This window comes from Rhizobium sp. LC145, from assembly GCF_001005825.1.
In the GTDB taxonomy this organism is placed as follows: Bacteria; Pseudomonadota; Alphaproteobacteria; order Rhizobiales; family Rhizobiaceae; genus Neorhizobium.
Map to the genome: position 1 here is coordinate 47,204 of NZ_LBHV01000011.1, position 11,806 is coordinate 59,009.

The 11,806-nt window shown below is 61.5% G+C and carries 12 protein-coding genes; 7 read left to right on the forward strand and 5 right to left on the reverse strand.

What is annotated here, in order from left to right; translation table 11 throughout:
* Positions 1–7: 7 nt before the first annotated feature.
* The 5 genes from YH62_RS24255 to YH62_RS24275 are packed head-to-tail and all read left to right on the forward strand — an operon-like array spanning position 8 to position 5,127.
* Positions 8–970: an ABC transporter permease gene (locus YH62_RS24255; protein WP_046796884.1), complete on the forward strand. Its 963-nt coding sequence runs from the start codon at positions 8–10 to the stop codon at positions 968–970.
* A gap of 3 nt (positions 971–973) precedes the next feature.
* Positions 974–1,879: an ABC transporter permease gene (locus YH62_RS24260; RefSeq protein ID WP_082118485.1), complete on the forward strand. Its 906-nt coding sequence runs from the start codon at positions 974–976 to the stop codon at positions 1,877–1,879.
* Positions 1,866–2,915 carry an oligopeptide/dipeptide ABC transporter ATP-binding protein gene (locus YH62_RS24265; protein WP_046796885.1) on the forward strand — a complete coding sequence of 350 codons (1,050 nt, stop codon included), beginning with the start codon at positions 1,866–1,868 and terminating at the stop codon, positions 2,913–2,915. Before YH62_RS24260 ends, YH62_RS24265 begins: the two co-directional genes overlap by 14 nt.
* Positions 2,912–3,925 carry an ABC transporter ATP-binding protein gene (locus YH62_RS24270; protein WP_046796886.1) on the forward strand — a complete coding sequence of 338 codons (1,014 nt, stop codon included), beginning with the start codon at positions 2,912–2,914 and terminating at the stop codon, positions 3,923–3,925. Before YH62_RS24265 ends, YH62_RS24270 begins: the two co-directional genes overlap by 4 nt.
* A 20-nt stretch (positions 3,926–3,945) precedes the next feature.
* Entirely contained in the window at positions 3,946–5,127 is a 1,182-nt protein-coding gene (locus YH62_RS24275; RefSeq protein ID WP_046796887.1) for an amidase, read from the forward strand.
* On the opposite strand, the gene YH62_RS24280 is transcribed toward YH62_RS24275, so the two are convergent.
* Positions 5,115–5,771, reverse strand: coding sequence for an aspartate/glutamate racemase family protein (locus YH62_RS24280; protein WP_046796888.1), 657 nt, complete (start codon positions 5,769–5,771; stop codon positions 5,115–5,117). The genes YH62_RS24275 and YH62_RS24280 overlap by 13 nt on opposite strands.
* 36 nt (positions 5,772–5,807) lie before the next feature.
* Here YH62_RS24280 and YH62_RS24285 point away from each other — a divergent pair, with 36 nt between their 5' ends.
* A complete protein-coding gene (locus YH62_RS24285) occupies positions 5,808–6,296 on the forward strand; it encodes a RidA family protein (RefSeq protein WP_046796889.1) in 489 nt (162 codons plus the stop codon).
* Between the two features lie 548 nt (positions 6,297–6,844).
* Here the strand turns inward: YH62_RS24285 and YH62_RS24290 are convergent.
* The 4 genes from YH62_RS24290 to YH62_RS24305 form a co-directional block, all read right to left on the reverse strand.
* On the reverse strand, positions 6,845–7,780 hold the full coding sequence (locus tag YH62_RS24290) for a pirin family protein (RefSeq protein ID WP_046796890.1): 936 nt from the start codon (positions 7,778–7,780) through the stop codon (positions 6,845–6,847).
* 166 nt (positions 7,781–7,946) lie between these two features.
* Entirely contained in the window at positions 7,947–8,822 is an 876-nt protein-coding gene (locus YH62_RS24295; protein WP_046796891.1) for a LysR family transcriptional regulator, read from the reverse strand.
* Positions 8,823–8,860: 38 nt separating this feature from the next.
* Positions 8,861–9,892, reverse strand: a complete 1,032-nt coding sequence (locus tag YH62_RS24300) for an LLM class flavin-dependent oxidoreductase (RefSeq protein WP_046796892.1) — start codon at positions 9,890–9,892, stop codon at positions 8,861–8,863.
* A 182-nt stretch (positions 9,893–10,074) separates the two neighbouring features.
* Positions 10,075–10,734: a hydrolase gene (locus tag YH62_RS24305; RefSeq protein ID WP_046796893.1), complete on the reverse strand. Its 660-nt coding sequence runs from the start codon at positions 10,732–10,734 to the stop codon at positions 10,075–10,077.
* A gap of 154 nt (positions 10,735–10,888) precedes the next feature.
* Here YH62_RS24305 and YH62_RS24310 point away from each other — a divergent pair, with 154 nt between their 5' ends.
* On the forward strand, positions 10,889–11,785 hold the full coding sequence (locus YH62_RS24310) for a LysR family transcriptional regulator (RefSeq protein ID WP_046796973.1): 897 nt from the start codon (positions 10,889–10,891) through the stop codon (positions 11,783–11,785).
* Positions 11,786–11,806: the final 21 nt, after the last annotated feature.

Here is an 11,806-nt window from a genome sequence, read left to right on the forward strand (position 1 = left end):
AGAGCCTATGCTGATCTATCTCCTGCGCCGTCTCCTCTATATCGTGCCTGTCGCCATTGGCGTCAGTATCATCTGTTTCCTGCTCGTGCACATCGCCCCTGGCGATCCACTGACATCCATCATGGCGGTCGACGCGACCCAGGAGGAGCAGGCAGCGATGCGCGCGGCCTACGGTCTCGACAAGCCGTTGCCCGTCCAATACGGCATCTGGATCGGCAAGGCCGTCACCGGGGATCTCGGAGAATCCATCGCGACAGGGCGCCCGGTGGTGGGAGAGGTTTTCAATGCGGTACGCAACTCGTTGCTGCTTGCGGTAGCCGCAAGCTTCGTCGCCTTTCCGGTCGGTCTCATTCTCGGCTTTCTGGCCGGCTATTTCCGCGATACCGTCGTTGATAAGGCGATCACCGCGGTGGCGATCACCGGTGTATCCTTGCCAAACTACTGGCTCGGCATTGTCCTTGTCATCGTTTTCTCGGTAACACTTGGTTGGCTGCCGGCCATGGGCGCCGGCCCCGGCAGCTCCGGCGGTTCCGCCGACTGGGCATGGGACTGGGCGCATATCCGCCATCTCGTCCTGCCTGCGATCACGCTGTCGGTGGTGCCGATCGGCATCGTAGCGCGCACGGTGCGGGCGCTGGTCGGCGAGATTTTTTCCATGGATTTCGTCCAGGCACTTTATGCCAAAGGGCTCAACCAAGGTGCCGTCCTGCGTCATGTCGTGCGCAACGCCGCTCCCACTGCCCTGTCCGTCATGGGCATCCAGCTTGGCTATCTTCTCGGCGGCTCGATCCTCATCGAAACCGTATTCAACTGGCCGGGGTCGGGCTTTCTCCTGTCAAACGCCATCTTCCAGCGCGATCTGCCGCTGCTGCAGGGCACGATCCTCGTGCTCGCCCTGTTCTTCATCTTCGCCAATCTCATCGTGGATGTCGCTCAAGCCGCAATCGACCCGCGCATCAAGAGGAGCTGAGCCATGGCATCCGCCATTTCTCCATCGGCGGCATCGTCGCCGTCCGAGATCACCGCTACCGCGGCGAAGACGCGGAGCTACTGGTCGAATGTGCTGCGCCGTTTCCTTAAGGACAGGATCGCCGTTGCCTGCGCCGTCATTCTCCTTCTCCTGATCCTCGCCGCCATCTTCGCCCCCTGGCTCGATCTCGCAGACCCCTATCGAGGTAGCATGATCAAGCGGCTTCGGCCTATCGGCACGGAGGGACTTCCGCTCGGTTCCGACGAACAGGGCCGCGACATGCTCGCCCGCCTCATCTATGGCGGCCGGCTGACGCTGCTCATCGGGCTCTTGCCGGTGGTGTTCGCCTTTTTCATCGCCACGGTTCTCGGCGTGGCGGCTGGTTATGTCGGTGGGTGGGTGAACACGATTATCATGCGCACCGTCGACATCTTCTTCGCCTTCCCCTCCGTTCTTCTGGCGATCGCCATTTCCGGTGCGCTCGGCGCAGGCATCGTCAACAGCCTTGTCTCTCTCACCATCGTCTTCATCCCGCCGATTACGCGGGTTGCCGAGAGCGTGACCTCGAGCGTGCGCTCGCTCGACTATATCGATGCGGCGCGCGCCTCCGGCGGCAATGCATTTACCATCGTCCGCGTGCATGTGCTCGGCAATGTGCTCGGCCCCATCTTCGTCTATGCTACGAGCCTTACCAGCGTGTGCATGATCCTTGCCGCAGGGCTTTCCTTCCTCGGCATCGGCGTCAAGCCGCCCCAGCCGGAATGGGGGCTGATGCTCAATACGTTGCGCACCGCCATCTATGTAAACCCGATCGTTGCCGCCCTGCCCGGCGTGATGATCTTCATTACGTCGCTCTGTCTCAACCTTCTGAGTGATGGGCTGAGGAGTGCCATGAATGTCAAAGACTGAAGTCCTTCCCCACCAGGCGGATCGCGGCGGTCCGCGACAGCCGCTCATTCTTGCCCAGAACCTGAAGAAGCATTTTCCGGTCCGCTCCGGCCTCCTCAACCGGCAGACGGCTACCGTCCATGCCGTCGATGGCGTCTCCTTCGAAGTGCGTAAGGGCGAGACACTCGGCATCGTCGGAGAATCGGGCTGCGGGAAATCGACCACCGCCCGCCTCCTGATCGGGCTGACGGAGCTCGATGACGGCTCCGTCATCTTCGACGGTGATATTCTGGGCTCGGACATCTCGCTCAAGGAAATGCGCCGCTCGGTGCAGATGGTCTTTCAGGATTCCTATGCCTCTCTCAATCCGCGCCTCACCATCGCGGATTCGATCGCCTTCGGACCGAAAGTGCAGGGGCTTTCCGATCCAAAAGACCGGGCACGCGACCTGATGGCGCGGGTGGGGCTCGATCCCAACCGTTTCGCTCATCGCTATCCGCATGAGCTTTCCGGCGGCCAGCGCCAGCGCGTCAATATCGCGCGCGCGCTTGCCATGTCTCCGCGCCTCGTCATTCTCGATGAGGCGGTCTCGGCGCTCGACAAATCGGTCGAGGCACAGGTGCTCAATCTTTTGACTGAGCTGCGCAAGGAATTCGGCCTCACCTATGTCTTCATCAGCCATGATTTGAACGTGGTGCGCTATATTTCCGACCGCGTGCTGGTCATGTATCTCGGGGAAGTCGTGGAGGTCGGGCCGGTCGAAGCCATCTATGCGAAGCAGGCTCACCCCTATACCGTCTCGCTTTTCGCGGCGATGCCTTCCATGGACCCCGACAATCGCACGGAAGAGCCGCCACTGGCCGGTGACCCGCCCAATCCGATCGATCCGCCTTCGGGCTGTCGTTTCCACACCCGCTGCCGGTTTGCCGAGCATGTGTGCCGCGATAAGCCCCCCACGCTTGCGACTTTCGGTGAAAATCCCGATCATCTCGCCGCCTGCCATCTGCGGGATCCGTCTTCCGGCCATTCACTTGCAGGCAAGGAGGTCGCAGCATGAGCGAAGCTCCCTTGCTCGAGATCGAGAACCTGCATGTCCGCTTCAATGGCGAGCGGACCGTCCATGCCATCAATGGGCTCAATCTGCGCCTGCAGGAAGGAGAGATGCTGGGTTTGCTGGGTGAATCCGGTTCGGGCAAGAGTGTAACGCTCAAGACGCTCCTGCGCCTTCTGCCACCCAAGCGAGCGGAGATCGACGGCACGATCCGCGTCAACGGCACGGATATCATGACGCTTTCCGGCGCGCGGCTTTCGGCCTATCGCGGTGGCGATGTCTCCATGGTGTTTCAGGAGCCGGCATTGGCGCTCGATCCGGTCTATACGATCGGCGACCAGATCGCCGAGACGGTCATGCGTCACAAGAGCGTCGGCCGTGCCGAAGCACGCGAGGTGGCGCTCGATATGCTGACGCGGGTGCGTATTCCTTCACCGGAGCGGCGGCTCAAGAACTATCCGCACGAGATGTCGGGCGGAATGCGCCAGCGTGCCATGATCGCGCTGGCACTGGCCTGCCGCCCCAAGCTGCTGCTCGCCGACGAGCCGACCACGGCGCTCGATGCCACGGTGCAGATACAGATCCTCCTGCTCCTGCGTGAACTTCAGCGCGAGTTCGGCATGAGCATTATTTTCGTCACCCACGACATCGGCGTTGCGGTGGAAATCTCCGATCGCGTGGCGGTGATGTATGCCGGCAATGTCGTCGAATCCGGCAGCACCCGCGATATCATCAAGGATGCGCGCCATCCCTATACCCGCGGTCTTCTCGCGGCGAACCTGCATGGCGTCGACCGCGGTACGCGGCTTGATGCCATTGCGGGCTCGCCGCCCTCGCTGGAAACGAAGCCGGATGTCTGTTCTTTCGCGCCGCGGTGTACGGAAGCGCAGCCGCAATGTCTGAGGGCGCTGCCGCCCTTCTTTGCCCCTAGTCCCGGCCGGCAGGTGGCCTGCAATCTCGAAGAGGGGCACTCACCCGCCTCAAATGGCCTTACCGCCGCGCCGGCGATCGCTTGATAACTCCATACGGGAATTCCATGCTTCTTGAACACGACCCGGTCCACGCCTTCATGCCCTACCCGCCTGTGGCGGTCGCCTCCTCCCCTGAGGGGGCGCTTGCCGGATTGACGCTTGCCGTCAAGGATCTTTTCGATGTCGCCGGATACCGCACCGGCTGCGGTTGCCCAACCAAGCTCGCCGAAAGCGATATCAAGACCAAAACCGCGCCTGTCGTACAGAAGCTTCTCGATGCAGGCGCCCGATTTGTCGGCAAAACCCATACCGATGAGCTTGCCTGGTCGCTTTACGGGATGAACGTGCATTTCGGCACACCCATCAATGCCGCGGCACCCGATCGGATACCGGGCGGTTCCTCCTCCGGCTCGGCTGCCGCGGTCGCCGCCGGACTTGCCGATATCGGCTTGGGGACCGATACGGGCGGATCCGTCCGCGCGCCCTCCAGTTTCTGCGGGCTATGGGGCATCCGCCCAACCCACGCTCGCATTTCGCTCGAGGGCTGCATGGAGCTTGCGGCGAGCTTCGATACCTGCGGCTTTTTCGCTCGCGATGCGAAAACCCTTGCCGAGACCGGCGCCGTCGTATTTGGGAACGATCGGATCGAACTGCCGGAAACCCCGCGTCTCATCCGGCCCGTCGACATGGTGGCCCGCCTCGGCGAAGAGCAGAAAGCCGTTTACGACTCCTTTTTTGGTGATCTTTCTGCTCAGGAAGCAAGGATTTACCCCGCAGGCGGCGCTGATGCCCTTTATGAGGCCTATCGTATCCTGCAGGCATATGACGCCAAGCAATCCGTTGTTCCCTGGATCGAAAAGAGCGGCATGCCGCTTGCCCGCGGTATCGACGAGCGCTTCGCCCAGGCCCGATCCATCAGCGCCGCCGAAGCTGAAGGACCAAATGCCCTGCGCGCTGCTTTCCGTGACAAAATGGATGACATGCTCGGCACGGACGGCGTCCTGCTGGCGCCGGTAGTGCATGATGCGCCCTTCCGGCTCGACGCACCGCAGGAAGTCTTCGACGGCTTTCGCCACCTTGCGATGCCGTTTCTATGTGTGGCGGGCATGACCGGACTTCCGCAAGTGGTCTTTCCAGCAGGCAAGGTCGATGGCGCGCCGTACGGGCTTTCCATTATCGGCCCGCGCGGCTCCGACCGTTCGCTCATCGGATTTGCCGCAAGGCTCGCCGGGTATCAACACGGATGAAGCATGGCGGCAATGCGCCGGGCGGCAGCCGGAACCGGCTCGATGATCGGCACCGCATGGCGCCTTCCCAGATCGCGCGCAGCCATGGCCAGAGGTCCGCCACCGATGATGACGGCCTCCGCACCGGCCCGAATTGCCGCCTCCACCGTCAGGCTAAGCTCTTCCTTCAGTCTTGCGGGATCAGCGATAACCGCAAAGGGATCACCGGGGGTAAAGAAGGAGCCTATGAACCGGCTGGAAAGCCCCGTCTTTTCGACCCGTTCCGCGATGGCCCGCTCAAGGGCAGGTGTCGTCGTGGCGACTGCGAAACTGCGTCCGGCCGCACCCGCTTCATGGAAGCTTGCCTCACCGATCCCGCAGACTGGAACGGTGCCGAGACGACGCGCCTCATCGAGGCCCGGATCACCGAAAGCCGCGATGATCGCGCCATCGAAGACCGTCCCCTCGGCAATCTCACCCGCGAGAATGGCGGAGACGGCGCGCGCACCGATCACAAGCGCCTGCGGTTCGACGATCATGCTCTCCCCGAAGGGGGCCGTCCTGCCCGCGAAGTGGTGATCGGGCATGGCGGAAGCGGCGATCGCGACCATTGCCTCGGTGGTTTCCCGATTGCTGTTCGGATTGATAAGGAGAATACGAGACATGCTGCCCGAAAAAACGTAGGATGAAAAGGCACTATCATGGCTGATCACACCGATCAAACGCTCGCACGGCTCGCCGAGCTCGGCCTTTCTCTGCCGGAAAGCTCGCCGTCCCGCGCCAATTTCCTTCCTTACAAGCGGAGCGGCAATCTGCTCTTCCTTGCCGGGCAGATCTGCGAATGGAACGGCAATCCGCGCTATTTCGGTCCGGTCGCGCCGGACTACGACCTCGCTGCTGCGAAGAAGGCAGCTGAGATGTGCGCTCTGAACCTTCTCTTCAACATTCGGGCCGCCGCAGGCTCCCTCGATTGCCTGGCGGAGGTCCTGAGGCTCGGCGCATTCGTTGCCGCGCCGGCGGGCTTCCCTGACGGCCCGAAAATCGCCGACGGCGCATCCGAACTCTTCATCGCCCTTTACGGCGATCGCGGACGCCACGCACGAACGGCAGTCTGCGTCTCAAGCCTCCCCGCCAACGCGCTGGTGGAAGTGGATGCCATCGTGGAGTTGAGGGATAAGGTGTGCCGCTGAAGACATAAATCTTCATCGTGCGGCGCTGGCGAGGCATCAGCGTTGCATAGGACGGCTTGTTCAAAGCGACCGCTCCAGTCAAGCCGCCTGCAACGCCTTCTGAACGGCCTTTGGCGCACGGTTGATAACTTGAAGATAAGCCTGAACTGGCCCGCGAACTCTTCCTGCATCATGTCGAGGTTGGCGTGGATCGCCTTCACGTCGATCCGTTCGGGAACATTGACGCGATAGGCGTTCGCGGTGGCCCTGCCTTCGACATAGGCCACCGCCTGCTCAAGCCCACGACGGATGCTTCGGCAACATTGCTCATGGCTTTCTCCTCTTGAACCTGTCCATAAGCACCATGGTCAACTGCCAGAAGCCGTTCTTGGCATAGGCGGTAAGCGCAAAGAGCGGCATATCGGTGTCGTGTTAGAAATAGATCACCCGCGCGCCACCGCACTTGCCCCCACCAGTCCCCAGAGGGACCGTGGAGCGGCGGCGCAACCCGCCGCGCAATAGCGCCTGACCTCAAAGGGCGTGCTGACATGCTAATTCCCCGCGCCCCATCACTCTGGAAGCGGGATGTGCTCATCCCGGTCATCGATCGGAAGATCGAAGCGCCCCGCGCCCCAGTTCTGTGCCCGCCATTCAGCCTTGGCTTCCTCGATCCGCTCCCTGGATGAGGCGACGAAGTTCCACCAGATGTAGCGTGGGCCGGAAAGTGTCGCCCCGCCTAAGATCATCAGCCGCGCGCCTTTTTCCCCGGCTGCGACCGTGATCCTGTCGCCAGGACGAAACACCATCATCTGGGCTGCTTCGAACTCCCGGCCGGCGATCGAGATCGAGCCTTCGACAATGTAGATGCCCCGGTCCTCATGATCGTCCGGCATCGGCAGCCGAGCGCCTGCTTCAAGCCTGACATCGGCATAGAATGTTTCGGAAAACATGGTCGTGGGAGCGAACTTGCCATAGGCGTTCCCGAGAATGAGCCTCACCGACACACCATGATCCTCGATCATCGGCAGCGTCTCCTTGCCGTGGTGTTCGAACATCGGCGCCATGTCCTCGTGGGCTTCCGGCAAGGCCAGCCAGGTCTGGATCCCGAACAAGCCGTTCGGCCCTGTCCGCGCCGCTGCGGATGTCCGCTCGGAATGGGAAACACCTCGCCCCGCAACCATCCAGTTCAACTCACCGGGACGGATGATCTGGTCAGCCCCGGTGCTGTCGCGGTGGTGAAAGTCACCGCGATACAGATAGGTGACCGTGCCAAGACCGATATGGGGGTGCGGCCGAACATCGATGCCCTGGCCGGTCAACAGCTCGGCAGGGCCAGCCTGGTCGAAGAAGATGAATGGTCCCACCATCTGCTGCTTCGGCGCCGGCAGGGCGCGCCGAACCTCGAAGCCGCCAAGGTCGCGAGAGCGCGGCACGATAAGGGTTTGGATCGAATCGATGCCGACCTCGTCAGGACAGCCTGGTTCGATTGCAGGGTTCCAACTCATGCGCCTTCACCTCATCCGTTTGGCGATCTCCTGCCTGCGTGGAGCGCAGGGGTCGCTGCATGGCCCCAAGTGACTAACGGGTGAGCGCCTCCGCGACTAGTTGCGCGGCGCGGTGAACTGTGTCGCAAAAGGCGGAACGCGCAGTCGATGTGTCAACACGCAGACCCTACAAAAGCGGGCTTCTTTCGAATGATCCGATCAGGAACTCGGAGAGGATGCGTACTTTTCGCGCGGGGTGCGGGCTGGATGGCCGCACGACGTAGACCCCACCGACAGGCAGCGGAAAGCGGGTCATGACTGGAACGAGTGCGCCGGACGCAAGATATTCATGGGTAACACAATCGGGAAGCCACGCTATACCAAGCCCTGCTGCGGCCGCGCTGGCGAGCGCCGCGCCGTTGTCGGAACTGAAGCGCCCCTGCGGCTGCACAGTGACGACCTTGTCGCCATCCATAAACCGCCACGCCTCGGCACCAATCAGGGCTTGATGAGCGACGATTTCGTCCGGCGTTTCAGGCGAACCATGCGCTCTGATATAGTCCGGGCTCGCTACCAGCTTGCCGTAAATCTGACCGACGCGTCTTGCAATCAGGTTCGAGTCGCGCAAGGCCCCGACCCGGATCGCGCAATCATAGCCATCCGCAATCAGATCGACGAAGCGATCGCTATAGTCGGCATGGATCTGGAGCCGCGGGTGGTGGCGTGCCATCTCCGCAAGCACGGGTGCAAAGTGTATCGGGCCCGATGTTAACGGGACGGCCACCCGCAGGCGCCCGCGAAGATCACCAGCAGGCGAGATCGTTTCCCGCGCAAGGTCGATCTCGGCACAAATCCTGGCGGCATGTTCTCGAAACGTAGTCCCAGCTTCCGTGAGACCGGCGCCACGGGTCGTTCTTGCAAGAAGTTGGATGCCGAACGCTTCCTCAATCCGGATGAGGCGCCGACTGACCATTGACTTGGAGACCCCCAGTCGACGTGCCGCGGGAGAAACGCCCCCGGCATCGGCAACTTCGACGAAAGACCGTAGATCCTCGATATCCATTCGGCGTTCCCCGCTTTGCGATACGGCCTGGCCTTCAGCTATCGCGCTGCCCTCACGATTGGCGCGACTTCAGTGCCAAGAAGTTCGATCGATCTCTTCATCGCTGCCGTGTCGAGAGAGGCTGTGCTCATCTGGAAGGTGATGCGAGAGACGCCGCCAAGCGTTTCACTGGCCTGCAGCATCTTGGCTGCGACCGTCTGCGGATCGCCGACCAGGAATACGCCCTCCGGACCTGCCATGGCTTCGAACTGCTGGCGCGACGGGGGCGACCAGCCGCGCTCTCGACCGATCTTCGAGGTGAGATGCGCCCAGCCGGGAAAGAAAGCGTCCTTCGCTGCAGTGTCGGTCTCGCCGACAAAACCCATTGCGTGAACGCCGATCTTGAGCACTTCGGGGCTATGCCCCGCGCGGCTGCCAGCTTCGCGATAGAGATCGACAAGCGGACGGAAGCGCTCGAAGCTGCCGCCGATGATTGCGATCATCAGCGGCAGGCCAAGCGCACCGGCGCGAACGAAGGATTGCGGCGTTCCACCCACCCCGATCCATATCGGGAGCCGTGATTGATGAGGACGCGGGAAAACACCTTGCCCCCTGAGCGGTGGGCGAAAACGACCTTCCCAGTTGATGCTCGTCGTCTCGCCAAGCTTGAGAAACAGATCGAGCTTCTCCGCAAAAAGGTCGTCATAATCCCGCGTATCCAGGCCGAAGAGCGGGTAGGCCTCAACGAACGAACCTCGGCCGACAACCATTTCCGCGCGGCCCTTAGAGATCAGATCGAGCGTTGCGAACTCTTGAAAAACCCGCACCGGGTCGGCGGCGCTCAGAACGGTCACCGCGCTGGTCAACCTGATCCGGTTGGTCCGGGCCGCTGCCGCAGCCAGAATGACAGTCGGTGCGGAGTCGAGAAACTCCCCGCGATGATGCTCGCCTATGCCGAACACATCGAGCCCGACGCGGTCCGCGACGACGACCTCCTCGATGAGCTCGGCCATGCGCTCGGTCGCCGAAGGAAGCTTGCCTGTCGCCGGATCCGGGAGGATAGCTGCGAAACTGTCGATACCGATTTCCATTTTTGGCTCCTGGATATTTGCCAGTTTACGCCGGTGACTGACGCTGGAAATTCATCATGCGCACAATCAGGCGGGTGCTTCAGATACTTCGACCTGTCATGAAAAAGGGACGACGAGGTTCAACGCACCGTCCAGGCACTTGCGATACGTTCATCGAGAACCCCGTCATTGTCTGTTAGATTTTAGTGACCGCCTTTGGTGGTCGGCACTGGCGTGTTGAGCAACTGCTGCTCCCAAAGATACGCGATGCCGCTGCCGCTGAAGTGCTGGATGAGAATCTGGGTCAGCTCCTCGACATGCCCGGTGCGCGCCCAATCGCGTTGCCATTCGCCAGCGAGCGCCATCACGGTCATCACGTTCGCGCCGGCCGCGATCATTCTCTGGATGGCAACTTCATGAGACTCCTTTGAAATCCCGCCCGACGCGTCGGTGATCACGGTCACGTCCCAGCCTTCGCCGGCAGCCTGTATCACAGGCATTGCGACACAGACCTCGGTCCACAGCCCAGCGATGATCAGTTGCTTGCGGCCGGTCGCCTTGACGACGTTCACCACATTCTCGTCCTGCCAGGTGTTCACCCAGGTGCGATCGATGACTTCCTGGTCCGGAAATACGTCGGTGATCTGCTTAAAGAGAAGTCCGCCGCGCGCCGCGATCACGCTGGTGAGAATGGTCGGAACATTGAAGGCTTTTGCCAGCTTCGCCAGCGCGGTCGTTTGGTTGACCACAGCTTGCGGGTCATGGCTGTTGAGGTTGGCCAGCTGGTAGGGCTGATGATCTATCAGGACGAGGACGGAGTCTTCAGGGCGGAGAAGTGAATCAAGGCCGTTACGAAAGGTCATGGTTTCATCCTATGTTGGCGGTTTATTGAAGCGCGTTTGCTCAAAAGACATGCGCCCTCCGAGGCGCTGCCGCGGGACGAAACTTGTCATTCCCGTTTGTGATGCGGTAGTGCTCGTTCCTGATGAGCTGTGTCGCAAGACGGGGAACGCCAAAGTGGACATTGAAGACCTGCGGACTTTTGTTGAAGTAGCGGATGCCGGAGGTGTTTCAGCTGCCGCGCTGCGACTTGGCGTCTCCAAGTCTATGGTCAGCCGCCGGCTCATGCGGCTCGAAGCGGAGCTTGGTGTCCAGCTCCTTGCCCGATCCACCCGCGGGGCTTCCCTGACCGAGGCCGGCGCAACGTTTCGGGACTATGCAGCCAGGGTTTCCGCCGAGATCGATGTGGCCAGGGAAACAATTGTGCCCGCCGGTGAGCTCCGCGGTCGCCTCAGGGTTGCCGCGCCACTTTCCTTCGGTCCGACGCATTTCGCAGCGGTGATTGCGCAAATGGCACGCCGCCATCCTCATCTTCAGATCCAGACCTGTTACAGTGATCGTTTCGTGGATCTGATCGCGGAAGGCTATGATTGTGCGATCCGCGTTGGCACCCTTCAGGACTCCAGCCTGATCGCAAAACGCGTCGGTCCCCTCTATGGGAGTTACGTCGCAAGCCCGGATTATATCAAAGCCCATGGCTCTCCGGAGACGCCGGACGAGCTTGTCGCCCATCAGGCTCTCATGCAGGGAACGGAAGCCTGGCAAGTGATGGATGGAGACAAGGTGATAACCGTTCGCCCACAGGGACGCTTCAAGGCCGATAACGGGGCCGCTCTCGCTGTCGCCGCAGCAGCCGGTCTGGGTATCGCCGCACTCCCTGACGACCTCATAAAAGATTATCTCGACTCAGGAGAGTTGGTTCCGGTCATGAAACGCCATCCACCGCCCCCGGCCGGAATATATGTCGTCAGACCGCCCGGGCAGCATCCCGCAAGAAAAGTCCGGGTGCTGACCGAAATGCTGATCGAGTGCTTTGATCACGGCCCTGGTGCCAAAGGGTTACCCCGCATGTAAATGGGTATGCGACAGGAGGCG

Excerpts from the sequence above, each read along its gene's own strand:
- YH62_RS24255 (WP_046796884.1), top strand. The coding sequence starts at position 8 with ATGCTGATCTATCTCCTGCGCCGTCTCCTCTATATCGTGCCTGTCGCC.
- YH62_RS24295 (WP_046796891.1), bottom strand. The coding sequence starts at position 8,822 with ATGGATATCGAGGATCTACGGTCTTTCGTCGAAGTTGCCGATGCCGGG.
- YH62_RS24290 (WP_046796890.1), bottom strand. The coding sequence starts at position 7,780 with ATGAGTTGGAACCCTGCAATCGAACCAGGCTGTCCTGACGAGGTCGGC.
- YH62_RS24285 (WP_046796889.1), top strand. The coding sequence starts at position 5,808 with ATGGCTGATCACACCGATCAAACGCTCGCACGGCTCGCCGAGCTCGGC.
- YH62_RS24260 (WP_082118485.1), top strand. The coding sequence starts at position 974 with ATGGCATCCGCCATTTCTCCATCGGCGGCATCGTCGCCGTCCGAGATC.
- YH62_RS24300 (WP_046796892.1), bottom strand. The coding sequence starts at position 9,892 with ATGGAAATCGGTATCGACAGTTTCGCAGCTATCCTCCCGGATCCGGCG.
- YH62_RS24270 (WP_046796886.1), top strand. The coding sequence starts at position 2,912 with ATGAGCGAAGCTCCCTTGCTCGAGATCGAGAACCTGCATGTCCGCTTC.
- YH62_RS24265 (WP_046796885.1), top strand. The coding sequence starts at position 1,866 with ATGTCAAAGACTGAAGTCCTTCCCCACCAGGCGGATCGCGGCGGTCCG.
- YH62_RS24275 (WP_046796887.1), top strand. The coding sequence starts at position 3,946 with ATGCTTCTTGAACACGACCCGGTCCACGCCTTCATGCCCTACCCGCCT.
- YH62_RS24305 (WP_046796893.1), bottom strand. The coding sequence starts at position 10,734 with ATGACCTTTCGTAACGGCCTTGATTCACTTCTCCGCCCTGAAGACTCC.
- YH62_RS24280 (WP_046796888.1), bottom strand. The coding sequence starts at position 5,771 with ATGTCTCGTATTCTCCTTATCAATCCGAACAGCAATCGGGAAACCACC.